The organism is Rhizobium leguminosarum bv. trifolii WSM2297, assembly GCF_000271845.1.
Genome location: NZ_JH719395.1, coordinates 1,504,862 through 1,526,622, shown reverse-complemented (window position 1 = coordinate 1,526,622; position 21,761 = coordinate 1,504,862). Strand labels below are relative to the sequence as shown.

The window sequence follows — 21,761 nt, the reverse complement described above, 5'->3', positions numbered from 1 at the left end:
AGCAAGCCGAAGGGAATGGGGACTACTTTGAAGGGAATATCATGCGGTGGTTATGCGGGGTGTGGGCCTTCGGCCCGCCGGGGAGAATGGCGGCATGTACGAACCGAGTGCCAGGCGATGGGAATCGACCGATGCCCTGTCGGCCGAAACGCGGCGCATCGTCGCCGCGACGGAGGCGATGATGGCCTCGACCGCCCATCACCTCTCCGACGGCATCGAGAACCTCCGCCTCAAGGCAATCGTTCACGAACTACCGGATTTCCTCTACGTCAAGGATCGTGACAGCCGCTTCGTCTTCGCCAACGCCGTCACCGCCAGCAGCCTCGGCCTGGAGAGCGCTGACCTGATTACCGGCAAACGTGATTTCGACCTGTTCGATTTCGAGACGGCGCGCCACCATTTCGATATCGAGCAGCAGATCATGGCGACGGGGCAAGCCTGCGTCGATATGGAGGAAAGCTACGTCCTGCCCGGCGGCAAAAGGCCGATATGCCGGCTGACCTCGAAGATACCGCTGCGCAACGATCGCGGCGAGGTCGTCGGCCTGATCGGCGTTTCCCGTGATATCACCGAACGCAAGCGCCAGGAGGATCTCCATCGCGAGCAGGCGAATCTGCTCGAAATGATCGCCCGCAACGAGCCGTTGCCGATGATCCTCGAGGCGCTGGTGCTGATGATCGAGGCGCAGCTGACCGGCATCGACGGATCGGTGCTGCTGCTGAACGGCGAGGGCACCAGGCTCTATCACGGCGCCGCCCCAAATCTGCCCGGCGGCTACAGCCGGCTGATCGACGGCGTCACCATCGGTCCCAAGGTCGGCTCCTGCGGCACCGCCGCCTGGCGCGGCCAGACGGTGATCGTCGAGGACGTGATGAGCGATCCGCTGTGGGAGGATTTTCGCGCGCTGGTCGCGCCGTTCGGCTTCCGCTCCTGCTGGTCGACCCCGATCGCCACCTCGCAGAATAATGTGCTCGGCACCTTCGCCCTCTATTCCAGGGAGGTCCGCCGTCCCACCGAGCACGAGACGAAGCTGGTGGCGCTCGCCACCCACATCGCCGGCATCGCCATCGAGCGCAAGCGTGTCGACGATCGCATCCATTTCATGGCCCATCACGACGATCTCACCGGCCTGCCGAACCGCGCCTTCCTGAAGGAGCGGCTGGCCAATATCCTCGACCAGGCCCGGCGCCACACCCGCAAGGTCACCGTCGCCTATATCGATCTCGATAATTTCAAGGACATCAATGACGGCCGCGGCCACGCCGCCGGCGACGAGGTGCTGAAGGAAACCGCCGCCCGCATGGCCAACAGCGTCCGGGCCTCGGATATGGTGGTGCGTCTCGGCGGCGACGAATTCCTCGTGGTGCTCGTTCACCAGTCGAGCCACGATGCCGGCATCACGCGTCGGCTGCGCGAGCTGCAGAAGGCGATCAACCGGCCGATCCCCCGTGATGGCGGCGAGATCGCCGTCACCTCGAGCATCGGCGTCGCCGCCTTCCCCTTCGACGGTTCGACCTCGGAAGAACTTCTCGCCAATGCCGACCGCGCCATGTACCGCGCCAAGGAACTCGGCCGCAACACCCTGCAGCATCACGATGGCGGTGGCACGCCTGTGGGAATGCCGCTCGGCGAGCAGGAGGAGCTGCACCAGGCGATTACCGGCGACCAGCTGTTCCTGCAATATCAGCCGCAGGTCGATGTCGCCAACGGTCGCATCACCGGGCTCGAGGCGCTGGTGCGCTGGAACCATCCGGCCAAGGGCAGGGTGCCGCCTATCAATTTCATTCCGCTCGCCGAAGAGACCGGCCTCATCGTTCCCCTTGGCCTCTGGGTGCTGAACGAAGCCTGCCGGCAGGCGCGCCACTGGCAGGATATGGGTCTGCCGCCGCTGACCATCGCCGTCAACGTCTCGGCCAAGCAGTTTGCCGATCCGGATTTTGCAAGCCATGTCGCCGAGGCGCTGGAGCGCCACCGCCTGCAGTCGCGCTGGCTGGAGCTCGAGGTCACCGAAAGCGTGGTGATGCAGGATGCCGAACGGGCGCTCGCCATGATGGAATCGCTGCGGGCGCTCGGCGTTCGCCTGTCGATCGACGATTTCGGCTCCGGCTATTCAAGCCTGGCGGCGCTCAAGACCTTCCCCTTCGACCGGTTGAAGATGGACCGTTCGCTGGTCGAGGCTCTGCCAGGCGACAAAACCGCCGTCGCCATCGCCTCTGCGGTCATTTCGCTGGCGCAGACGCTGAAGCTTTCGGTCCTCGCCGAAGGCGTGGAAACCGACGCCCAGATGGATTTCCTGCGGCAGGCGCATTGCGAGGAGGCGCAAGGTTTCCGCTTCTCCAAGCCGGTCTCGCCGGAGGAAATCCCGGCATTGCTGCAGGCGCCGCATCTCTGACCTTCGGCTTGCCGATGGCGAGCGGATCGTTTGCCGACAGGCGCCTAAACCCGAATGATGTTGAGACGCAACGCGCTGACGACTGCCTGTGTTCTTGTCGTGCATCCGAGCTTCTTGATCGCGCTGCCGATGTGATTGTTGACCGCATGTTCCGACAGATCGAGAAGCTTGGCAATTTCGCTGCTCTTGCGGCCGCCGGCCGTCAGCCGCAGGCAGTCCAGCTCGCTCGAGGTAAAGGCGATCGGCTTGTGTTTCTCGTTCAACGTCAGCTGCGAGAGCCGATCATAGATCAGCGTGGCGATATACAGGAGTTTCGCCATTTCGAGCACGCTGAAATTCCGCGACCCCGAAATCGACATCGCACCGCGCCCACCGGCGGCATCATGGACGGGGAAATAGGCTCCTTTTTCCATGCCATATCGGTTGAATAATTCGATGACCGTGGACTTTTTTCCTTCTCCGCGATCGGTATTGATTGCTGCGACATCATAGTTGAATGGGCTGGTCGATTTCAGCATCCGGCGGATGACCGGACTGTCGACCATCAAGTTATGGGCGTCGTAATAATCGACCATCTCCGCCGGCCAGTTGGTGATGATCTTTGTCGCACCTATTTCGACGACGTCGACGTTGGGCAATGTCATGATCAGGAAAGCAGTCATTCCCAGATACTGGGTGAGGCCCTTCATATATTTGAAGACTTCGTAATGCGTGTTGAAGCCTGTGGCGACTTCTTCAATTCGATTGAACTCGGCCTCGAGCGTCATGTCTTTCTCCGGTCGCCAATCGCGTTCGGCGCCTGGCGGATGATGTCCACTTAGCCGCTCGTTTCGGAAGTTGATTCTGCACGCTCGAAGGACGGTGAAATATGCACCTGCAGCGGAAAAACAGAAAGATCTTTTGAACGCGGGAAACAGGCGGGCGGCGGTTGCTTAACAAAAAGTAAAGCGATCTTCGAACTTTAGGGACGAGCCGATGAGAAAAAAATCAGAAAAAAGCTGCTTCATGTTCGAAATCCCACCCGGAAGATCCTGCTGCCGAGGCGAAGCCTTAATTCAAGCGCCTGTTTCTGCTTCCTTATTTTTCTCAGCGGCACCGGACTTCAGACACCCTATTCCGCGGCAGCTCGGTTAAAGGAAGCTTAAAGAATTTAGCGGATTCTATTTTCGGGGTGCTTGTCCAGCGAATCCCGTCATGGGTCGCGGCAATCGCGTGGGTCAGAGGTAGGGGAAAAGCGTGAAAAAGATAGCATTGGGATTCGGATCCGACGCCAAGGCGGTACTGGCCGCGATGAGCAGGTCGCAGGCCATCATCGAATTCGACCTCGCCGGCAAGATTCTCACGGCCAATGCCAATTTCTGCGCCGCGCTCGGTTATCAGCTATCCGAAATTGTCGGCCAGCACCACCGGATGTTTGTCGAGCCGGCAGAAGCCTCGTCCGCCGATTATCGCGAATTCTGGGCGAGGCTCGGCCGCGAGTTCGATCAGCGCCAGTACAAGCGCATCGGCAAGGGCGGCAAGGAAATCTGGATCGAAGCCTCCTATAATCCGGTCTTCAGCGGCGGAAAACCGTATAAAGTGGTGAAGTTCGCGACCGATATCACCAAGCAGAAGCTGCAAGCCGCCGAAGATGCCGGCAAATTGAGCGCCCTGTCGCGCGCCCAGGCCGTTATCGAGTTCACACCGAAAGGCGAGATTCTGACGGCGAACGAGAATTTCCTGTCTGCGCTCGGCTATCAGATTGCCGAGATCCAGGGTCGCCACCATTCGATGTTCTGCGACAGCGCATACGCAAACAGTGACGATTATCGACGGTTCTGGGCGAGTCTGTCGGCTGGCGAATTCGTCGCTGACGAGTTCCTGCGCATCGGCAAGGGCGGCAAAAAGATTTATATCCAAGCCTCCTACAATCCGATCTTCGACATGAACGGCAAGGTGTTCAAGGTCGTCAAGTTCGCGACCGACGTCACCGCCCGCGTCAACAATGTCGATCAGCTGGCGGCATCGCTGACGGCGCTCTCCGGCGGCGATTTGACCCAGGAAGTCGCCACACCCTTCATTCCGACACTGGAAAAACTCCGGACCGACTTCAACGCCGCGGTCAGCAAGCTGCGCACGGCGATGCAGGTGGTGGCCCAAAACGCAACCGGCATCGCGGCCGGAGCCCAGCAGGTTCGTTCCGCTTCGGACGATTTGTCGAAGCGCACGGAGCAGCAGGCGGCCTCCGTCGAGCAGACCGCAGCCGCGCTTGAAGAGATCACCACGACGGTCTCCGATTCCAGCAACCGCGCCCAGGAGGCTGGCCAGCTGGTGCGAAGGACCCGGGAGAATGCCGAGCGCTCCGGGGCGGTGGTCCGCAGCGCCGTCGATGCGATGGGGAAGATCGAGACATCGTCTGCAGAAATCAGCAATATTATCGGGGTGATCGACGAAATCGCCTTTCAGACCAATCTGTTGGCGCTCAACGCCGGTGTCGAGGCGGCACGTGCGGGCGATGCCGGCAAAGGTTTTGCGGTCGTCGCGCAAGAAGTCCGCGAGCTTGCCCAGAGATCGGCCAAGGCGGCAAAGGAGATCAAGGAACTCATCAGCGCCTCGAACGAGCATGTGAAGAGCGGGGTGACCCTGGTTGGCGAAACCGGCAAGGCCCTGGAAGAAATCGTCGGCCAGGTCCAGCAGGTCAACGGCAATGTTCTGGCGATCGTCGAAAGTTCGAAGGAGCAGGCGACGGGATTGAAGGAAATCAACACCGCCGTAAACACCATGGACCAGGGTACGCAGCAGAATGCAGCCATGGTCGAGGAATCGACGGCCGCCGCCCATAGTCTCGCCAAGGAGGCTGACGCACTATTCCAGCTGCTGGGGCAATTCCACATCGGCGGCGTCGCCTCACGTCAATCGCGCCCCGCCGTGGCTACCGCCGCGTCCAGGCCCGTCGCCTCGGCACCGCGGGCCATGGCTGCGAAGGTGAGCGCCGCCTTCCATGGCAATGCGGCCGTTGCCGGCGGCGACTGGGAGGAGTTCTGAGGCACGCGGCGGCTAAACCTCATTTCAGGGATTTGCCGATCGTCTCGATCTCGTTCGTCCATAGGCCCGCCGCATAATTCGCCGGCAGCCGCGCCAATAGCGCGCGATCGTCGATGCCGGTGGAAAAATCACTGCCGCGATAGGGGCCGAGCACGAAGACCTCGGTTCCGGCATCCTGCATCCGGTTGAGAAAACGGTCCGGCCAGCCCCAGAGCCATGGCGCGATATTGATCGGCACCAGCATCATCGCCTGCTTGCAGGCATCCGGCAGCGTCCAGTCGTGAAAGACGGCGAATGCGCCGTCGGTCGTCGGATGCACGTCGATCTCGACAATATCGGCGCCCGCTGCAAAGCCTGCCTGCATCGAGCGGATGGTATTCTCGAGATAATCATGCTTCGGCGGCAGCATGCGAGCGGCCGTGCAGGTGTCGTTCTTCAGATCGGTCTCGTCGAACCGCTGGGCGATGCCGCGATGGGCAAGCAGCACAGGCTTTCCTGGACGATGCTCGGCGAGCAGGCTGGTGTTGTTGAGATAGATGCCCGCCGCAGCGAGCGCGATTGCCCCGCCGCAATAGAAAAGCCTCCTGCCCAATTTTGCCCCTCCTGATTGCATAGAAGGACGTAACAGCTAGAAAGCGATTCTGGTTGTTCTTGGGCTGTTTTCGGGCTTTTCTATGCCGTAGTTTATTCCCGGAGAGAATTGCCGCTATGGAAACACACGACGACGAGCTCATCCGTTTCGAAGAACACGGCGCGGCCGCCTTGCCGCCGGCTTCTGTTGAAGGCCATGTCGGACGCGACGGCGCCCGCATCTGGTATGCGAGCTACGGGACCGGCCCTGCCGTCATCCTGCTGCATGGCGGCCTCGGCCATAGCGGCAACTGGGGCTATCAGCTCCAGGCGCTGCTCGACAGCGGCCGCCGCGTCGTGCTGATTGACAGCCGCGGCCATGGCCGCAGCACCCGCGATATCAATCCCTATAGCTATGAGCTGATGGCCGCCGACGTGCTTGCGGTCATGGACGAATTGCATCTGGAAAAGGCAGCCTTCATCGGCTGGAGCGACGGCGCTTGCATCGCGCTGATCCTCGCCGCGACGGCGCCGTCACGTGTCGAGGGCGTCTTCTTCTTTGCTTGCAACATGGATCCGAGCGGCACGCTGGAATTTGTTCCGACGCCGGTCATCGACCGCTGTTTCAGCCGCCACGCCAAGGACTATGCGGCACTGTCCGCCACGCCTGACGATTTCAATTCCTTCGTCGAGGCGGTCAGTCTGATGATGCGCACGGAGCCGAACTATCAGGCCGCCGACCTCGGCCGCATCCCCGTGCCGGTCGCCATCGTGCTCGGCGAGCACGACGAGTTCATCAAGCCGGAGCATGCCGAATATCTTGCCCGCAGCATTCCGGACGCCGAGATGATTTATCTCAGAGGCGTCAGCCATTTTGCGCCGCTGCAGCGGCCGGCCGAATTCAATGCCGCGGCGCTGTCCTTCCTCGACAGGCTCCCTTGATGATCGCTGCCTCTGGCCTCGCGTGCATTTGCCGCTATCTCTTCGTTCATGAGACCTGATGCGCTGCTCTATCCCGCCCCCGAAGGGCTCTATTGCCCCGAAGGCGGCTTCTATGTCGATCCTGTGCGGCCGGTAGAGCGGGCGCTCGTCACCCACGGCCATTCCGATCACGCCCGGCCGGGCCATGTGAACGTGCTTGCCACCCGCCAGACGCTCGACATCATGTGCCTGCGATACGGCGAGGGCTTCTGCGTCAGCGAGCAGGCTGCCGCCTTCGGCGAGGAACTGCTGATCAACGGCGTCAAGGTGAGCTTTCATCCGGCCGGCCATGTGCTCGGCTCGGCCCAGATCGCCATCGAGAAAAACGGCACCCGCATCGTCGTCTCCGGTGATTACAAGCGCCGCCCGGATCCGACCTGTGCCGCCTATGTGCCGGTTGCCTGCGATGTCTTCATCACCGAGGCGACCTTCGGCCTGCCGGTCTTTCATCATCCCGATCCGATGGATGAGATTGGCAAGCTGCTGGCCTCGCTCAGGCAATTTCCCGAGCGCACCCATCTCGTCGGCGCCTATGCGCTGGGAAAGGCGCAGCGCGTCATAAGGCTGCTGCGTGATGCCGGTTACGGCGAGCCGATCTATATCCACGGCGCCATGGAAAGGCTCTGCGACTATTATGTCGGTCAGGGCATCGATCTCGGCGAGCTGCTGCCGGCCACGATCGAAAGCCGCGACAAATCCGCTTTCAAGGGCGCCGTCGTCATCGGCCCGTCCTCGGCCTTCGCCGACCGCTGGGCCCGCCGCTTCAACGAGCCGCTGCCGGCCTTCGCCTCCGGCTGGATGATGGTGCGCCAGCGCGCCAAACAGCTGGGCGTCGAACTGCCGCTGGTCATCTCCGATCATTGCGACTGGCCGGAACTGACGGAAACCATCCGCGAACTGCACCCGGCCGAAGTCTGGGTGACCCATGGCCGCGAAGAAGCCCTGGTGCGCTGGTGCCAGCTGCAGGGCATCAAGGCAAAACCGCTGCATCTGGTGGGGTATGAGGATGAGGCGGATTGAGATGAGCTATGCGCTAGTCCAAAACCCCGCCCCAACCCCTCCCCACAGGGGGGAGGGGCTTAACTTGCCGAACCGTCCCACCGCAAAATCACCGCCGAGAACGCTGAGGTCGAAGGAGGCGAAATCGGTGCCGCACATGAGCCCCTCCCACCTGTGGGGAGGGGTTGGGGAGGGGCCTTCTGCTTCATACGGGATTGGCCTTGCCACCATCGGCAGTACGTCGGAGGAGGCACCTACTTCGGCCCCAATCTCCCTCATTCCTGTGCTTGTCACAGGAATCCAGCCACCGCGTGTCGGCGCGGTGAATGACTCATGCAACGTCAAAGAGCCTCTCGCGCCCAAGGACTTGGGCGCACTGGATTCCTGTGACATCCCTCGGGCAAAGCCCCGAGGCCACAGGAATGAGGATGGAGAGGTTCAAAACCCCACCCCAACCCCCCACAAGGGGGAGGGGCTTAACCTGCCGCGCCGCCTCCGTAGAAAATCATCGCCGAGAACGCTGTGGTCGAAGGAGATTAGCCCCTCCCACCTGTGGGGAGGGGTTGGGGAGGGGTCTTCTTCCCGCAAGGTTGGGGAGGGGCCTTCCCCCCAAGCCCGGAGGCTAACATGAAAGCCTTCGCCGACCTCCTTGACCGCCTCGTCCTCACCCCCAGCCGCAACGGCAAGCTGAAGCTGCTCACCGATTATTTCCGCGACACGCCGGATCCCGACCGCGGCTACGGCCTTGCCGCCATCGCCGGCACGCTGGAGGTGCGCAACGTCAAGCCGGCCATGCTGCGCGAACTGGTGCTGGAGCGCATGGACGAGGTGTTGTTCCGCTATTCCTACGACTATGTCGGCGATCTCGCCGAAACCATCTCGCTCGTCTGGGACAATGAGCGGGATATCGACCGCTCGGCCCTTTCCCAGCCGCGCCTCGGCGAGGTCGTCACCGGCATGAATGCGCTCGGCCGCACCGAGGTGCGCAGCTACGTCCGCGACCTGCTCGACCGGCTGGATGCATCGGGCCGGTTTGCCTTCATCAAGCTGGCGACCGGCGCCATGCGCATCGGCGTTTCCGCCCGTCTTGCCAAGCAGGCGCTGGCCGATCTCGGCGATAAGGACGTCACCGAAATCGAAACGCTCTGGCACGGCCTGCAGCCGCCTTATGAGACGCTGTTCGAGTGGCTGGCGGGCGGTGGCGAAAAGCCGGTGCTGGCCACACCGGCGATCTTCCATTCGGTCATGCTCGCCAATGCGGTGGAGGAGGGGGACCTTAACGGTCTCGATCCGGCCAATTACGCCGCCGAATGGAAATGGGACGGCATCCGCGTCCAACTCTCGCGCTCCGGTGACCGGCGCAAGATCTATTCCCGCTCCGGCGACGATATTTCGGGCGCCTTTCCCGATGTCCTCGACGCCATCAATTTTTCCGGCGTCGTCGATGGCGAGTTGCTGGTCGGCGGCACTGCCCGCTCCAACAGCCCGACCCGCACTTTCTCCGACCTGCAGCAGCGCCTGAACCGCAAGACGGTGACGGCAAAGATGCTTTCCGACTACCCCGCCTTCATCCGCACCTATGACCTGCTGTTCGACGATGAGGAGGATGTTCGCGGCCGCAGCTATGTCGATCGACGCGACCGGCTGACCGAGATTATCGACCGGGCGCCGCACGACCGTTTCGACCTGTCGCCGCTCGTGCCATTCTCGTCCTGGCATGAGCTCGACGATCTGCGCGCCGCCCCGCCTGATCCGGTCATCGAAGGTGTGATGATCAAGCGGCGCGACAGCATCTATCAGGCCGGCCGCATGAAGGGCCCGTGGTTCAAGTGGAAGCGCAACCCCTATAATGTCGATGCGGTGCTGATGTATGCCCAGCGCGGCCACGGCAAGCGCTCCAGCTACTATTCCGATTTCACCTTCGGCGTCTGGGCTGACGACGAGGACGGCGAACAATTGGTGCCGGTGGGAAAGGCCTATTTCGGCTTCACCGATGCCGAGCTCGAAGTGCTCGACAAGTTCGTACGCAACAATACCACCGAGCGTTTCGGGCCGGTGCGCGCCGTGCGCGCCGACAAGGATTTCGGCTTCGTCGTCGAAGTGGCGTTTGAAGGCATCAACCGCTCGACCCGGCACAAATCAGGCGTCGCCATGCGCTTTCCCCGCATCGCCCGCCTTCGCCCCGACAAACCCACCTACGAGGCCGACCGGCTGCGGACGCTGATCGCCATGATCGACGCCAAGCCGGAGTAATCTGCGATCTCCCTGCGCAACAATGACGCAGTCCCAAAATTTCAACAGGATGTGTATTGGCGGCAACGATCTTCCGGTGCAAATCTGGTGTGCCGGGGAAATGATTTGGGTGCTGCGTTATGAGCTCGCATGAACAGAATTCCTTTTTCCGCCGACGCCGTGCCGTGCTGGCGGGTCTTGCCGGTGCACTCGTCCTGCCGCGCATGGCGGCGGCTTTCGATGTTCCCGACGAGCCGCGCCTTGCCAAGCACGACTACGCCAAGGTTCGCAGCCATTTCCGCACGAAGCTGTTGCAGAAGGGCCCGGCGCCCGACAAATACGAGCCGCTGACGGCACCTGCCGACGCCGACAAGATCTTCTATCGCTCCGGCTACGGCGAGCTGGAACTGGCCGCCTGGGTGTCGAAATACAAGCGAGAGCGCGCGCCCAAGCCCGCCGTGCTCTTTCTGCACGGCGGCAACGCCATGGGCACCGGCCATTGGCAGCTGATGAAGCCTTATATGGATGCCGGTTATGTCGTGATGATGCCGTCGCTGCGTGGTGAAAACGGCCAGATGGGCAATTTCTCCGGCTTCTACGACGAGGTCGACGACGTGCTTGCCGCCACCGAGCGCCTGGCGCATTTGCCGGGTGTCGATCCGCAACGCCTGTTCATCGCCGGTCACAGCATCGGTGGCACGCTGACCATGCTGACGGCGATGAGCAGCCACAAGTTCCGCGCCGCCGCGCCGATATCAGGCAATCCCAACGCTTTCCGCTTCTTCAGTCGTTATCCCCAGGATATCCGCTTCGACGACAGCAATGCGCATGAGTTCGAGGTACGGTCGGCGCTGTGTTACGCCCACAGCTTCAAATGCCCGGTCCGTGTTGTCCACGGTACAGAAGAGGCCCATTTCAACGACCGCGCCGATCTGCTCGCCCGCCGCGCCCGCGCCGCCGGCATCCACATCGAAACCGACACCGTCGCCGGCAATCACACTTCGGCGCTGCCGGCCGAGATCGAACAGAGCATCCGCTTCTTCCACGGGGTGGCAGCCTGATTTTTCGTCGCCGCTTCAAATACAGCCCCATTGGGCCTATATTCCCGGCATGAAGACGGACGCAGAGACCATGATCGTGCCGAACGACTTTCCCGAGCTGAAATCGCTCGTCTGGAATCGCGATCCCGCGCGCGCCATGCCTGCCTGCGAGGCTTTCGCGCTCTATGAGCGCAATTGGCGTTTCGTCGATACCGGCAGGCTGACCGAGCGGGAGATGCGACTAATCCGCGATCTCGCCGCCACCTATGGCAACGGTGTTCCGCTCGTCTCCTGATTCCCGGTTATCGTGGCTTATCCCGTCCCCACAGGTGGTCGTCTCTCGTCATGACTGGCAACATACTCTTCGCCGCCGCTGCCGTTATTTTAGCAGCTGTCGTCTGGCTAATGCTTCCGCTCATCGCGCGTCGCGACTTGGCGAAGATGACGCCTGCCGAGCACGGCTGGTATGCAAAGCGGGTTTTTCCGCTGATGCTCTTGTTTGCCGCGTTCGCCATTGCAGGAAGTTTGGCAGGGCAGTGGGGATGGCCCTGAGTGGCTGCGCGCTTCGGGCAACATCCACCAGTTCTCGGCTTCCCATCCCGACACCAGCCTCGCGCCAGCCGCGGATGCCATCGTCGCGGCAGATATCGCTGTCTCGCCGATCGTTGATAAGGGTGGTTCCATGAATTTTCTGCGCCGGGTCTTCCCGATTGCCGGGCTCGTCATTGCAGCCGCGTCGCTGAGCGGCTGCAACATCCTCATTCCCGATGTCGCCGCCGATTCGCCCGCCCGCTTCGTCCAGGAAACCTCGCCGGTCTTCTACCAGCCGCCCGGTGTCGATCCTCGCCGGGTGCGGCCGATCCCCGATCAGCCGGTGCCGCAGACGCGTGAACTCTACAAGACCCAGTTCCATCAGACCTACGGCCTGCCGGTCAGCAATCCCGTGCATATGGCGATGTATGGCGCGGTGCGTGACGAGGATTTCACTCTGCCGGCGATCCCGGTCAGCCGCGTGCAGCCGCAGTTCCTGCGCCAGGAAGTCGATTACCAGACGGCCGAGCGCCCCGGCACGGTCATCGTCGATACCAAGGCCCATTTCCTCTATTTCGTCGAGGGGAACGGCAAGGCAATGCGTTACGGCGTCGGCCTCGGCCGCGATGGTTACGCCTGGTCGGGCCGTGGGGTCATTCAATGGAAGCAGAAATGGCCGCGCTGGACGCCGCCGGTCGAGATGGTCTCGCGCCAGCCGGAGGTTCGCGCCTTTTCGGCGGAAAACGGCGGCATGAATCCGGGGCTCCAGAATCCGCTCGGCGCCCGCGCCATGTATATTTTCCAGGACGGCCAGGATACGCTCTATCGAATCCACGGCACGCCCGACTGGCAGTCGATCGGCAAGGCCACCTCGTCCGGCTGCGTGCGCATGCTGAACCAGGATGTCGTCGATCTCTATGACCGTCTTCCTGCCAAGGCGGAGATCGTTGTGATGTAGCGCTGCAACAGCGCTGCTGATATCGTCCGTTCAAGGCCGGACACGTCTGCGTGAAGCTATGGTTTATTTGGCGCAAGCCGATAGATCTTCTGATGTTGTTCTCGGCATCGGACGAATCGCCGCTCACGCGCGGTCTCGTCCGTCCCGCACCAGAGGAAATCAGTCCCGCGTCATGAGCTTCGATAGACATCTTTCCCGCCGCAGCTTTCTTTCCTATTCGGCATTGACCGCAGCGTCTGCGCTTACCGGCTGCGCCTCTTCGGCCAATACGGTCACATCGGGCGATACCACGATCATCTACCGTTCGCCCATGCGCCTGTTCCAATCCCCGGAAGCGTCGAGCGTGCCGAGCGGCGCCGAGCTTGCCGTCATGTACGGCCCCGTCGAAGATGGCGGCTTCCTCATCCCTGCCGTTCCCTACGAACAGATCGACCCGCGCTATTATCGCCAGCGCGTCCTCGATCCCACCGGCCAGCCGCCCGGCACCATCGTTGTCGATACGCCCTCGCGCTTTCTCTATCTCGTCCAGGGTGACGGCATGGCGATGCGTTACGGCGTCGGCATCGGTCGCGAGGGTTTCGCCTGGCAGGGTTCGGGCGTCATCCAGTGGCGTCAGAAATGGCCGCGCTGGAAGCCGCCGAACGAGATGGTCGCCCGCCAGCCGGAACTGGTCAAATATTCGATCGACAACGGCGGCATGGAGCCGGGCCTGAAGAATCCGCTCGGCGCCCGCGCGCTCTATATCTTCTCGAATGGCGAGGATACGCTCTACCGCCTGCACGGCAATCCCGACTGGCGCTCGATCGGCAAGGCCGTTTCATCGGGCTGCGTCAGGCTGATGAACCAGGATATCATCGATCTCTACGACCGCGTTCCGACAAAGGCGCCGATCGTCGTCTTGCAGTAATGTTGCCGAGGCGGCCGTCACCCGGCCGCCTCGGACCAATGCTTTTCCCCGGGAGTGGCCCATTTTGCGCCCGCGAGAGATTTATTTTTCAGAAAACCATTGCTTAATTCGATAAATATCCTACATGGTGCGTATCGAATTGCTTGCGACCTTTGTCCACGCGCTGAAGCGCTCCGTCAGATATCCTCTCAACATCGATACGGCTTGTCGGACATTCTTCCGCAAGCGAACAGAAACGGTTGAAAAGGAGATCGTTATGAATTCAGGCGTCGTCAAGTGGTTCAATGGCACCAAGGGTTTTGGCTTTATTCAGCCCGATGATGGTTCTACGGACGTTTTTGTCCACATTTCAGCGGTCGAACGCGCCGGCATGCGCGAGCTCGTTGAAGGTCAGAAGATCCGCTACGATCTCGTCCGCGACAAGAAGTCGGGCAAGAATTCGGCCGACAATCTTCAGGCCGCATGATTTGTCATTCGCCTATGCTGTCCAGATGCCGGCAGCGCGCTGACCACGGATGTACTGGCAGCGAGCTGACCTACTGGCAGTGAAGTGGCTGAGTGACTGGAAGAGGTCGGGTACCAGCCCGGCCTTTTTGCTTTGATCGCCGGTCGCTTCGAATGACCGGTTGAGCAGCCGAAGAGTTGAAGGGACGCTGAAATGGGCAGACCAAACTACCAGATCGGCGACATGATCGTGCTGAAATCGGGCCTCACCCGCACGGCGAAAGCCGATAAGCGGTGCCGGATTTCCAGCATCTTGCCCAATGACCACGGGCATGTGCAATATCGCGTCCAGTTCGATGCGGAGAATTTCGAGCGCCGCATCACCGAGGCCGACATCGATACCGGGGAATCGCCCTCCAGGGCGTCTCCCGAGGCGGTGGCCAAGTCCGGCGGCGCCGAGCCTTGGCTGAAGTTTTCGAGCATCCGGACGGGCAAGTAGTCCCGCCGTTTTCTATCATTGACAGCGCGGCCTTGCCGCCGACAGGAAGGATATCGTTTTGCAGGTTCTCGTCAGGGATAACAACGTCGATCAGGCGCTCCGCGTGCTCAAGAAGAAGATGCAGCGCGAAGGCTTGTTCCGGGAAATGAAGGCACGCAGCGCCTTTGAAAAGCCGTCCGAGAAGCGCGCCCGCGAAAAGGCCGAGGCCATTCGCCGCCAGCGCAAGCTCGCCCGCAAGAAGCTGCAGCGCGAAGGCCTGCTGCCGGCGCCGAAGAAGGTTCTCCGCGCCCGCTGATATTGCAGCGCCGCGCGTCTTTTGAGACGCGCAAAGGCGTGGGCAGCCGCTCGCGCCACCATCACCTGAGAAAGGGGCACATGACCGCCACCAAGGGAGAATTCTTCAATCCCGCAAAGCTTTCCTCTCGCGACAAGGCGGAAGCGACCGATCACACGGCGCGCGCCATCATCGCGGCCGAGGCGTCGGCCCGTGACAAGAAGACGGAGAAGCTGAAGGCGTTGCGTCTGCAGCAGGAGGCCGAGGCAGCACCTGAAGCGGCGCCTGCAAAGAAACGCCGGTCGCCGGCCAAAGCGGCTGTCAAGCGGCCCTGAGCCTCGGGCGTACACCGTTTTAGGTGAACCAGGCGGATGCGGTCAGTCGCCGCCCGCGCCGGCCCGGCCGAGATTGCCCCGCAGCCGATGCAGCATGTCGCGCATATCGGCCATTTCCTCGAGCGTGCAGCCTGCGGCCTGGCCGATCGCCGTCATGATCGTATCGATCTCCCCTTTCATCGCTTCACCTCTCGGCGTCAGTGACACGATCACCTGGCGTTCGTCGCGCACGTCGCGCAGGCGCTTGATCAGCCCGCTCTGTTCCAGCCGTTTCAAAAGCGGCGACAGCGTGCCGGAATCGAGATCGAGCTGCTCGCCGATCGTCTTCACCGGCAACTCGCCGCGTTCCCACAGCACCAGCATCACCAGATATTGCGGATAGGTCAGGCCGACCCGGTCGAGGATCGGCTTGTAGGCGCGGGTGAAAGCATGCGCCGTCGCGTAGACCGCGAAACACAGCTGCTTTTCCAGCCGTTTCTCCTCCTGCGGTATCTCCATCGTTTTTGTCGTCTGCGCTTTCATATCCATCATCCCTGCGGCTGCGATTGTCTTCTTTTCCATGCCGAATTGCAATTTGCAAAATTCACTTTCGTACAATTTAATTGTGCGATATTAAAATGCCAACCCGATCGAAGGGCCAACAAAGGAGATCGTTATGCCTATTCTCTACACGACCAAGGCCTCTGCCACCGGCGGCCGCGCCGGCCGTGCCGTTTCCGAAAACGGCGTTCTGGACGTGACGCTGACCGTTCCGAAGGAACTCGGCGGCGACGGCGCAACCGGCACCAATCCCGAACAGCTCTTCGCTGCCGGCTACTCCGCCTGCTTCCTCGGTGCTTTGAAATTTGTCGCGGGCCAGCAGAAGGTCAAGATTCCGGAAGACACGACGGTCTCCGCCAAGGTCGGCATCGGCCCGCGTGAAGATGGCACCGGCTTCGGCATCGAAGTCGCCCTGACGGTCAACATCCCCGGCCTCGACCGCGAAACCGCCGAAAAGCTCGCCGCCGCCGCCCACATCGTCTGCCCCTACAGCCACGCCATGCGCACCTCGACCGAAGTTCCGGTCACGGTCGCCTGATCGGCGCGATTCAGCGAACTTGGCTGCCCCTCACCCTAACCCTCTCCCCGTAAAAACGGGGCGAGGGGACGTGCCCTGCGAAAGGTCAGCGAGGAACGGAGAGGTTGCGGCATATCCCTTCGCCCCGTTTACGGGGAGAAGGTGCCGGCAGGCGGATGAGGGGCAGTTCGCCCTATTCGCCCATTGCCCGTGCACTTTGACGCGGCCGGCGCGACGCCCCAGCTGATTTCGGCGTTTCACCCGTCATCCCTGACAGCGCCTGCAGATCCTGCCGCAGCCGCACGGCGTCGCCGTCAGGCAGCGTGTCGTCGAGGGCCGCGTGCGTCTCTATCCAGATCGGCAGCGCCTGTGCCAGCACAGCCTTGCCTTCGCCCGTAAGGCTGAGCAGCCGGCCGCGCCTATCCCTCGGGTTCTCCATCACCATCACCCAGCCCTTGCGCTGCAGCGGCTTCAGCGCCGCCGTCAGCGTCGTCTGGTCCATGGCGAGCAGGGCGGCGACCGGTCCCATCGGTGGCGGCTCCGGCCGGTTCAGCGACATCATCAGCGAAAACTGCCCGTTGGTCAGGCCGGCCGGCCGCAGCGCATCGTCGAACAGCCGGGCCAGCGCCCGCGCCGCCCGCTGCACATGCAGGCAGAGACAGGTGTCGCGCACCAGAAGCGTCGTGGAAAAGGGAATCTCGATCGAATTTGACATGCTCCATTTCTATTGATATCAATGCAATTAGTCAAGGAGAAGGAGATGAGCCGGCTTCACCGGCAGGCGCCGGAGGAGGGCGCATCCATGCAGAATGAAGTTGTGTCCCGTGAAGAATGGCTGGAAGCCCGCCGCGCCCTGCTGCTGAAAGAGAAAGAGGCGACGCGGCTGCGCGACAGCGTCAATGCCCAGCGCCTGGCGCTGCCCTGGGTGCAGGTCGACAAGGATTATCTCTTCGAAACGCCGGAAGGCAGCAAGTCGCTCGCCGATCTCTTCGACGGCCGCAGCCAGCTGCTGATCTACCATTTCATGCTCGGCCCGGATTGGGATGCCGGCTGCCCCGGCTGCTCCTTCCTGTGCGATCATGTCGATGGCGCCCTGCCGCACCTCAACCATCACGACGTCACCTGGGTCGCCGTCTCGCGCGCGCCGCTCGACAAGATCGCCGCCTATAAAAGCCGCATGGGCTGGCAATTTCCCTGGGTCTCGTCCTTCGGCAGCGATTTCAATTTCGATTATCACGTTTCTTTCAGTCCCGAGGATCTTGCCAAAGACAAGGTCTTTTACAATTTCACCCCCATGCCGCCGGCTGAGGCCAATGACGAACTGCCGGGCATCAGCGCCTTCTACCGCAACGACAAGGGCGAGGTCTTCCATACCTATTCCAGTTATGCCCGCGGGCCGGAGGAGCTGATCGGCACCCTGATGATCCTCGACCGGGCGCCAAAGGGCCGCAACGAGGACAGCACGATGAATTTCGTGCGCCGCCATGACGAATATGAGGAGGCCCCGAAGGCGCCATCCTGCTGTCATTGAGATGGAGCAAATTCCAGCAAAAGTGCATAGCGGTTTTGCGTCCGGAATTGCGGGAAACTAACGCCACCATCACTCACGGGAGAAGAGAATGATGAAGACCGCAGAAGTGCTGAAGGAACATTCCTTCCTGGAAAGACTGGTCGGCGACTGGACAGTCGCCGCACCTGAAATGTCCGGCGGCGAGCCCTGGACGGAGACGGTCCGCTCGCTGCACGGCATCTGGTTCGTCGCCGAAGGCACCGGCCGCATGCCGGATGGCAAGCAGGCCACCAGCATCCTGACGCTCGGCTATAACGCCGCAAAGGCCAAGTATGTCGGCAGCTGGATCGGCAGCATGATGGACTTTATGTGGGTCTACGAGGGCGAGCTCGACGCGTCCGGCAATGTGCTCGACCTCTACACGACAGGGCCCGACTTCAACGGCGAAGGTCTTGCCGACTACCGCGAGCAGATCGCCTTCGTCGATGCCGATCACCGCACCTTCATCTCCAGCGCCAGGCAGCCCGATGGCGCCTGGAAACAGTTCATGGAAGCACATTACGCCCGGCAGATCTGACAATCACGGCGCTCGAACCTCGGAAAAGGGGCGCCTCTAAAGGGAGAGTACGATGTCTGAGACGCATGGAAAGTTCATCTGGTGCGAGTTGATGACCCCCGACACATCGGCTGCCGCGAAATTTTACAGCTCGGTCGTCGGCTGGACCACCTCAGAGATGAAAGTGGAGGGCATGCCGACCTATACGATCTTCGAGGCGAACGGCATCGGCGTCGCCGGCTTGATGGAATTTCCGGCCGAACTCGAAGGGCAGGGAATTCCGCCGAACTGGACGGGTTATGTCGGTGTCGACGACGTCGACCAGTCGGCCAAGGATTTTGCCGCCAATGGCGGTGCGGTCCGCCGTCCGCCGGACGACATCCCGGGGATCGGCCGCTTCGCCGTCGTCGCCGATCCGCATGGGGCGGTGCTCTGCATCATGACTCCGGCGCCGATGGACAAAACCTGGCCGGAACTGGCCCCCGATGCCCCCGGCAATATCGGCTGGCACGAACTCTATGCCGGCAACGGCAAGGACGCCGTCTCCTTCTATTCCAAGCTGTTCGGTTGGACGAAGGACAGCGAAATGGACATGGGTCCGATGGGCGTCTACTACCTTTTCTCCCATAATGGCCGGCAGATCGGCGGCATGATGACCAAGCCGGAAAATATTCCGATGCCGTGCTGGAGCTATTATTTCATCGTGCCCGCCCTCGATGCCGCGATCGAACGCCTCACCTCAGGCGGCGGCAAGATCGTCCACGGCCCGATGGAAGTCCCCGGCGGCAGCTGGATCGTCCAGGCCATGGACCCCCAGGGCGCCTTCTTCTGCCTGGTCGCACCGAAGCGGTAGGTTTTGGATGCGTCGCGTCCGGCCGGCCCCTCATCCGGCTGCCGCCACCTTCTCCCCGTAAACGGGGCGAAGGGGACAGGCCGCGACCTCTCCGTCCCACGCAGCCCTCACGCAGGGCACGTCCCCTCTCCCCGTTTTACGGGGAGAGGGTTAGGGTGAGGGGCAGCCCCTTGCGGAGACCAACCCACCATCCATCACTCCGCAACCGATGCAAAGAACCCTTCCGGGCTCTCCACCTCCACCAGCCGCTTCTTCTCGATCAGCCAGAACCGGTTTCCCACCGCCCGCACGAAACTGCGGTCGTGTGATACCAGCAGGCAGCTTGCCTCCCGCGCCATCAACTCGCTCTCCAGCGCTTCCTGTCCCTCGATGTCGAGATGGTTGGTCGGCTCGTCGAGCAGGTAAAAGTTCGGCTCCGTCAGCCTGAGCACCAGCATGCCGAGCCGCGCCTTTTGGCCGCCGGAAAGCTGGCCGATCGGTTTTGCCTGCATGTCGATGGTCATGCCGGCACCGGCAAGCAAGGCGCGTGCTCGCTGATCGCCGACATCGAAGCGGCGGATGATCGTGCCGATCGGCGTGTCGGCGTCGGCAAGATCGGCAAGCGCCTGGTCGCCATAGCCGAGCACCAGCGACGGCGTCGCCTTGAGGCCGTCCTGTCCCGTCTCCGGTCTTTCGATCGCCTGTTTCAGCATCGACACCAGCCGCGACTTGCCGGCGCCGTTGAGGCCGAGCAGCACGATGCGATCGCCCTGGCAGATGAACTGCCGGCCGGTCTTGAACAGCAGCGTTCCATCCGGCGTCGTCACCGCCGCATCCGTGAGTGTCACCAGCACCTTGGCGTGGGTGCCGCGATTGGAGAGCCGGATCGCGCCGGCCGAGCGCTCGAGATGCGCCGGTTTTGCCGCATCCTCCAGCTTCTCCGCCCTTTGCTTCAGCTGCTTCGTCTTGACGACAAGCAGGTCGCTGCCGGAATTGATGCCGATATTGTTGAGCTTCGCTGCCTGCTTGCGCAACTGCTCCGCCGCCTTGATATCGCGCTCGTAGCGCCGGGCTTCGGAGGCGTCGGCCTCGTCGAGCGCGGCGCGCGCCCGGCTATAGGGCAGGGCGAAGACCGGCGATTGCTCAGGTCGCAGGAACAGCGTCCGGTTGGTCGTCGCATCGAGGAAGGCGCGGTCATGGCTGGAGAGGATCACCGGCACGTCGCGCGGCAGCGCGTTCAGCCAACCCTCCAGCTGCGCGATCTTTTCAAGGTCGAGATGGTTGGTCGGCTCGTCGAGCAGCAGCACGTCGGGCTCGCTGACCCAGCTGCGGGCAAGCATGGCGAGCCGCTGCCATCCGCCGCTCAACTGCTTGAGCGGCCGCTGGCGCATGACCTCCGGCACCTCGAGCGATTCCAGCACCACGTCGACGCGCCAGCTCTCGCTCTCGGCCTGATCGGCGGGCAGCGCCTGCAGCACGGCATCGTAGAACGGCGTGTCGAACAGTGCGGCCGGCACATTCTGGGCGACATGGCCGACAGTCAGCCCGCGCGCCTTGGTGATTTCGCCCGCGCTCGGCTCCAGCGCGCCGGTGATACAGGCAAGCAGCGTCGATTTTCCCCGCCCATTGGCGGCAACCAGGCCAATGCGGTCGCCTGAATTGACGACGAGATTGAGTTTCGAAAACAACGGATTGCCCAGCGTTACGCCGAGATTGCGGATATTGATGAGGGTCATGATCGGTCTCTGGTCTTGACCGGGACGAGCGTGATCCGGGGCGTTCAGCCATCACGGGATTGCGCATCGGGCCCGGGAAAATATAGGAATGCGGGAGCGAATCTTGGGATACGGCGCCGCATTGGCCACGAAGGGCAGACCAGGAAGAGATGTCGGTAAACGGTCTCTGGGTCAGCCCTGCAAACGCATTTGCAGGGCGTTGACGGGACCACGCTGGCGGTGAAACCGGAAATAATACTGCATGGCGTGATCCTCCTTTCTCGAAAGCTTGCGGGATTGAAATAACATTGCCCGCAGAAAGAGGCAAGAGAACCCCAGCCGCGCCGATTTCCAGCCATAAATCGCCCATAGATGATTTCTCGGAGCCGAGTGGGAGATCAGACGCATGCTCATTGCACATTTGCCTGCGGGTTACCTTCTGGCGAGGGTCGCGAGGCAGCGATTCGCAGCGCCCGGCATGGCCGCAGCCCTGATCGGCAGCGTGCTGCCGGATTTCGACATGGTCTATTTCTGCATGACCGGCGGCAAGGTTCACCACCACGACTATATCTCCCATTGGCCGCTTTTCTGGCTGGCTCTCGCCGGCGCAGTTCTGCCGGCGATCCGACCGCTTGCGCCGCGCTGGTTTCCCACCGCCGTCGTCTTTTTCGCGGCCGTCATGCTCCATATGGTCATGGATACCGTCGCCGCGCCGGTGCTCTGGCTGGCGCCCTTCGATTGGACGAAAATCGAACTGGCGACGGTGCCGGCAACCCACAGCAACTGGGTTGTCAGTTTCATGTTGCACTGGACTTTCGGCTTGGAACTCCTGATCTGCGCGGCGGCGGTGTTCGTCGCGGTCCGCGGAAACCGCCGCGGTCGAGGCATGCAGCAAGCCTGAGGCT

Annotated in this window: 25 protein-coding genes; 19 read left to right on the top strand and 6 right to left on the bottom strand. The window is 62.1% G+C overall.

The features are described from left to right. Positions 1 to 94 precede the first annotated feature (94 nt). Positions 95 to 2,392, top strand: coding sequence for a sensor domain-containing protein (locus RLEG4DRAFT_RS22775; protein WP_003580287.1), 2,298 nt, complete (start codon positions 95 to 97; stop codon positions 2,390 to 2,392). A gap of 44 nt (positions 2,393 to 2,436) precedes the next feature. Here the strand turns inward: RLEG4DRAFT_RS22775 and RLEG4DRAFT_RS22770 are convergent, their stop codons facing one another. Continuing rightward, on the bottom strand, positions 2,437 to 3,159 hold the full coding sequence (locus RLEG4DRAFT_RS22770; protein ID WP_003580285.1) for a helix-turn-helix transcriptional regulator: 723 nt from the start codon (positions 3,157 to 3,159) through the stop codon (positions 2,437 to 2,439). Positions 3,160 to 3,628: 469 nt separating this feature from the next. Here RLEG4DRAFT_RS22770 and RLEG4DRAFT_RS22765 point away from each other — a divergent pair, with 469 nt between their 5' ends. Then, the gene (locus RLEG4DRAFT_RS22765; protein ID WP_003580282.1) at positions 3,629 to 5,416 is read left to right on the top strand and encodes a methyl-accepting chemotaxis protein; all 1,788 of its coding nucleotides are present in this window, start codon (positions 3,629 to 3,631) and stop codon (positions 5,414 to 5,416) included. A 19-nt stretch (positions 5,417 to 5,435) separates the two neighbouring features. Here RLEG4DRAFT_RS22765 and RLEG4DRAFT_RS22760 read toward each other — a convergent pair whose 3' ends face one another. After that, positions 5,436 to 6,008: a glycerophosphodiester phosphodiesterase family protein gene (locus RLEG4DRAFT_RS22760; RefSeq protein WP_003580279.1), complete on the bottom strand. Its 573-nt coding sequence runs from the start codon at positions 6,006 to 6,008 to the stop codon at positions 5,436 to 5,438. Positions 6,009 to 6,124: 116 nt separating this feature from the next. Between RLEG4DRAFT_RS22760 and RLEG4DRAFT_RS22755 the strand changes: the two genes are divergently transcribed. The 12 genes from RLEG4DRAFT_RS22755 to RLEG4DRAFT_RS22705 all read left to right on the top strand — a co-directional run bounded on the left by RLEG4DRAFT_RS22755 (position 6,125) and on the right by RLEG4DRAFT_RS22705 (position 15,186). Continuing rightward, positions 6,125 to 6,928 (top strand): alpha/beta fold hydrolase, encoded by an 804-nt coding sequence (locus RLEG4DRAFT_RS22755; RefSeq protein WP_003580277.1) that lies wholly within the window; start codon positions 6,125 to 6,127, stop codon positions 6,926 to 6,928. Positions 6,929 to 6,976: 48 nt separating this feature from the next. Beyond that, positions 6,977 to 7,987 (top strand): ligase-associated DNA damage response exonuclease, encoded by a 1,011-nt coding sequence (locus tag RLEG4DRAFT_RS22750; protein WP_003580275.1) that lies wholly within the window; start codon positions 6,977 to 6,979, stop codon positions 7,985 to 7,987. A 606-nt stretch (positions 7,988 to 8,593) separates the two neighbouring features. Then, positions 8,594 to 10,219 (top strand): cisplatin damage response ATP-dependent DNA ligase, encoded by a 1,626-nt coding sequence (locus RLEG4DRAFT_RS22745; RefSeq protein ID WP_003580271.1) that lies wholly within the window; start codon positions 8,594 to 8,596, stop codon positions 10,217 to 10,219. A gap of 119 nt (positions 10,220 to 10,338) precedes the next feature. Then, positions 10,339 to 11,259, top strand: coding sequence for an alpha/beta hydrolase family protein (locus tag RLEG4DRAFT_RS22740; protein WP_003580268.1), 921 nt, complete (start codon positions 10,339 to 10,341; stop codon positions 11,257 to 11,259). Positions 11,260 to 11,308: 49 nt separating this feature from the next. After that, the gene (locus RLEG4DRAFT_RS22735) at positions 11,309 to 11,533 is read left to right on the top strand and encodes a hypothetical protein (RefSeq protein ID WP_037094031.1); all 225 of its coding nucleotides are present in this window, start codon (positions 11,309 to 11,311) and stop codon (positions 11,531 to 11,533) included. A gap of 50 nt (positions 11,534 to 11,583) precedes the next feature. Further along, on the top strand, positions 11,584 to 11,790 hold the full coding sequence (locus RLEG4DRAFT_RS39070; protein WP_003580264.1) for a hypothetical protein: 207 nt from the start codon (positions 11,584 to 11,586) through the stop codon (positions 11,788 to 11,790). Positions 11,791 to 11,920: 130 nt separating this feature from the next. Continuing rightward, the gene (locus tag RLEG4DRAFT_RS22730; RefSeq protein ID WP_003580262.1) at positions 11,921 to 12,727 is read left to right on the top strand and encodes a L,D-transpeptidase; all 807 of its coding nucleotides are present in this window, start codon (positions 11,921 to 11,923) and stop codon (positions 12,725 to 12,727) included. Positions 12,728 to 12,899: 172 nt separating this feature from the next. Next, entirely contained in the window at positions 12,900 to 13,634 is a 735-nt protein-coding gene (locus tag RLEG4DRAFT_RS22725) for a L,D-transpeptidase family protein (protein ID WP_003580260.1), read from the top strand. A gap of 256 nt (positions 13,635 to 13,890) precedes the next feature. Then, on the top strand, positions 13,891 to 14,100 hold the full coding sequence (locus RLEG4DRAFT_RS22720; protein ID WP_003546468.1) for a cold-shock protein: 210 nt from the start codon (positions 13,891 to 13,893) through the stop codon (positions 14,098 to 14,100). 192 nt (positions 14,101 to 14,292) lie between these two features. Further along, positions 14,293 to 14,577, top strand: coding sequence for a hypothetical protein (locus RLEG4DRAFT_RS22715; protein ID WP_003580254.1), 285 nt, complete (start codon positions 14,293 to 14,295; stop codon positions 14,575 to 14,577). A gap of 58 nt (positions 14,578 to 14,635) precedes the next feature. Beyond that, the gene (gene rpsU, locus RLEG4DRAFT_RS22710; protein WP_003569533.1) at positions 14,636 to 14,872 is read left to right on the top strand and encodes a 30S ribosomal protein S21; all 237 of its coding nucleotides are present in this window, start codon (positions 14,636 to 14,638) and stop codon (positions 14,870 to 14,872) included. Between the two features lie 80 nt (positions 14,873 to 14,952). Next, positions 14,953 to 15,186, top strand: coding sequence for a hypothetical protein (locus RLEG4DRAFT_RS22705; protein WP_003580252.1), 234 nt, complete (start codon positions 14,953 to 14,955; stop codon positions 15,184 to 15,186). A 42-nt stretch (positions 15,187 to 15,228) separates the two neighbouring features. On the opposite strand, the gene RLEG4DRAFT_RS22700 is transcribed toward RLEG4DRAFT_RS22705, so the two are convergent. Beyond that, positions 15,229 to 15,717, bottom strand: coding sequence for a MarR family winged helix-turn-helix transcriptional regulator (locus tag RLEG4DRAFT_RS22700; protein ID WP_037094725.1), 489 nt, complete (start codon positions 15,715 to 15,717; stop codon positions 15,229 to 15,231). A gap of 124 nt (positions 15,718 to 15,841) precedes the next feature. Here RLEG4DRAFT_RS22700 and RLEG4DRAFT_RS22695 point away from each other — a divergent pair, with 124 nt between their 5' ends. Further along, on the top strand, positions 15,842 to 16,264 hold the full coding sequence (locus RLEG4DRAFT_RS22695; protein ID WP_003580247.1) for an organic hydroperoxide resistance protein: 423 nt from the start codon (positions 15,842 to 15,844) through the stop codon (positions 16,262 to 16,264). A gap of 172 nt (positions 16,265 to 16,436) precedes the next feature. Here RLEG4DRAFT_RS22695 and RLEG4DRAFT_RS22690 read toward each other — a convergent pair whose 3' ends face one another. Then, complete coding sequence (locus RLEG4DRAFT_RS22690; RefSeq protein ID WP_003580245.1) at positions 16,437 to 16,958, bottom strand: MarR family winged helix-turn-helix transcriptional regulator; 522 nt, start codon at positions 16,956 to 16,958, stop codon at positions 16,437 to 16,439. A gap of 87 nt (positions 16,959 to 17,045) precedes the next feature. On the opposite strand from RLEG4DRAFT_RS22690, the gene RLEG4DRAFT_RS22685 reads away from it, so the two are divergent. The 3 genes from RLEG4DRAFT_RS22685 to RLEG4DRAFT_RS22675 all read left to right on the top strand — a co-directional run bounded on the left by RLEG4DRAFT_RS22685 (position 17,046) and on the right by RLEG4DRAFT_RS22675 (position 19,162). Continuing rightward, entirely contained in the window at positions 17,046 to 17,774 is a 729-nt protein-coding gene (locus RLEG4DRAFT_RS22685; RefSeq protein WP_037094722.1) for a DUF899 domain-containing protein, read from the top strand. A gap of 88 nt (positions 17,775 to 17,862) precedes the next feature. After that, positions 17,863 to 18,330: a DUF1579 domain-containing protein gene (locus RLEG4DRAFT_RS22680; protein ID WP_003580241.1), complete on the top strand. Its 468-nt coding sequence runs from the start codon at positions 17,863 to 17,865 to the stop codon at positions 18,328 to 18,330. A gap of 52 nt (positions 18,331 to 18,382) precedes the next feature. Beyond that, complete coding sequence (locus RLEG4DRAFT_RS22675; protein ID WP_003580238.1) at positions 18,383 to 19,162, top strand: VOC family protein; 780 nt, start codon at positions 18,383 to 18,385, stop codon at positions 19,160 to 19,162. 194 nt (positions 19,163 to 19,356) lie between these two features. On the opposite strand, the gene RLEG4DRAFT_RS22670 is transcribed toward RLEG4DRAFT_RS22675, so the two are convergent. Both RLEG4DRAFT_RS22670 and RLEG4DRAFT_RS40985 read right to left on the bottom strand, forming a co-directional pair. After that, a complete protein-coding gene (locus RLEG4DRAFT_RS22670; protein WP_003580236.1) occupies positions 19,357 to 20,877 on the bottom strand; it encodes an ABC-F family ATP-binding cassette domain-containing protein in 1,521 nt (506 codons plus the stop codon). 171 nt (positions 20,878 to 21,048) lie between these two features. Continuing rightward, positions 21,049 to 21,270 carry a hypothetical protein gene (locus tag RLEG4DRAFT_RS40985; RefSeq protein ID WP_037094026.1) on the bottom strand — a complete coding sequence of 74 codons (222 nt, stop codon included), beginning with the start codon at positions 21,268 to 21,270 and terminating at the stop codon, positions 21,049 to 21,051. On the opposite strand from RLEG4DRAFT_RS40985, the gene RLEG4DRAFT_RS22660 reads away from it, so the two are divergent. Next, on the top strand, positions 21,263 to 21,757 hold the full coding sequence (locus RLEG4DRAFT_RS22660; RefSeq protein ID WP_003580233.1) for a metal-dependent hydrolase: 495 nt from the start codon (positions 21,263 to 21,265) through the stop codon (positions 21,755 to 21,757). The two genes, RLEG4DRAFT_RS40985 and RLEG4DRAFT_RS22660, sit on opposite strands and share 8 nt — an antisense overlap. The last annotated feature ends 4 nt before the right edge of the window (positions 21,758 to 21,761 follow it).

Excerpts from the sequence above, each read along its gene's own strand:
- RLEG4DRAFT_RS22775 (WP_003580287.1), top strand. The coding sequence starts at position 95 with ATGTACGAACCGAGTGCCAGGCGATGGGAATCGACCGATGCCCTGTCG.
- RLEG4DRAFT_RS22770 (WP_003580285.1), bottom strand. The coding sequence starts at position 3,159 with ATGACGCTCGAGGCCGAGTTCAATCGAATTGAAGAAGTCGCCACAGGC.
- RLEG4DRAFT_RS22755 (WP_003580277.1), top strand. The coding sequence starts at position 6,125 with ATGGAAACACACGACGACGAGCTCATCCGTTTCGAAGAACACGGCGCG.
- RLEG4DRAFT_RS22750 (WP_003580275.1), top strand. The coding sequence starts at position 6,977 with ATGAGACCTGATGCGCTGCTCTATCCCGCCCCCGAAGGGCTCTATTGC.
- RLEG4DRAFT_RS22745 (WP_003580271.1), top strand. The coding sequence starts at position 8,594 with ATGAAAGCCTTCGCCGACCTCCTTGACCGCCTCGTCCTCACCCCCAGC.
- RLEG4DRAFT_RS22740 (WP_003580268.1), top strand. The coding sequence starts at position 10,339 with ATGAGCTCGCATGAACAGAATTCCTTTTTCCGCCGACGCCGTGCCGTG.
- RLEG4DRAFT_RS22735 (WP_037094031.1), top strand. The coding sequence starts at position 11,309 with ATGAAGACGGACGCAGAGACCATGATCGTGCCGAACGACTTTCCCGAG.
- RLEG4DRAFT_RS39070 (WP_003580264.1), top strand. The coding sequence starts at position 11,584 with ATGACTGGCAACATACTCTTCGCCGCCGCTGCCGTTATTTTAGCAGCT.
- RLEG4DRAFT_RS22730 (WP_003580262.1), top strand. The coding sequence starts at position 11,921 with ATGAATTTTCTGCGCCGGGTCTTCCCGATTGCCGGGCTCGTCATTGCA.
- RLEG4DRAFT_RS22725 (WP_003580260.1), top strand. The coding sequence starts at position 12,900 with ATGAGCTTCGATAGACATCTTTCCCGCCGCAGCTTTCTTTCCTATTCG.
- RLEG4DRAFT_RS22720 (WP_003546468.1), top strand. The coding sequence starts at position 13,891 with ATGAATTCAGGCGTCGTCAAGTGGTTCAATGGCACCAAGGGTTTTGGC.
- RLEG4DRAFT_RS22715 (WP_003580254.1), top strand. The coding sequence starts at position 14,293 with ATGGGCAGACCAAACTACCAGATCGGCGACATGATCGTGCTGAAATCG.
- RLEG4DRAFT_RS22705 (WP_003580252.1), top strand. The coding sequence starts at position 14,953 with ATGACCGCCACCAAGGGAGAATTCTTCAATCCCGCAAAGCTTTCCTCT.
- RLEG4DRAFT_RS22700 (WP_037094725.1), bottom strand. The coding sequence starts at position 15,717 with ATGATGGATATGAAAGCGCAGACGACAAAAACGATGGAGATACCGCAG.
- RLEG4DRAFT_RS22695 (WP_003580247.1), top strand. The coding sequence starts at position 15,842 with ATGCCTATTCTCTACACGACCAAGGCCTCTGCCACCGGCGGCCGCGCC.
- RLEG4DRAFT_RS22690 (WP_003580245.1), bottom strand. The coding sequence starts at position 16,958 with ATGTCAAATTCGATCGAGATTCCCTTTTCCACGACGCTTCTGGTGCGC.
- RLEG4DRAFT_RS22685 (WP_037094722.1), top strand. The coding sequence starts at position 17,046 with ATGCAGAATGAAGTTGTGTCCCGTGAAGAATGGCTGGAAGCCCGCCGC.
- RLEG4DRAFT_RS22680 (WP_003580241.1), top strand. The coding sequence starts at position 17,863 with ATGATGAAGACCGCAGAAGTGCTGAAGGAACATTCCTTCCTGGAAAGA.
- RLEG4DRAFT_RS22675 (WP_003580238.1), top strand. The coding sequence starts at position 18,383 with ATGTCTGAGACGCATGGAAAGTTCATCTGGTGCGAGTTGATGACCCCC.
- RLEG4DRAFT_RS22670 (WP_003580236.1), bottom strand. The coding sequence starts at position 20,877 with ATGACCCTCATCAATATCCGCAATCTCGGCGTAACGCTGGGCAATCCG.
- RLEG4DRAFT_RS22660 (WP_003580233.1), top strand. The coding sequence starts at position 21,263 with ATGCTCATTGCACATTTGCCTGCGGGTTACCTTCTGGCGAGGGTCGCG.
- RLEG4DRAFT_RS40985 (WP_037094026.1), bottom strand. The coding sequence starts at position 21,270 with ATGAGCATGCGTCTGATCTCCCACTCGGCTCCGAGAAATCATCTATGG.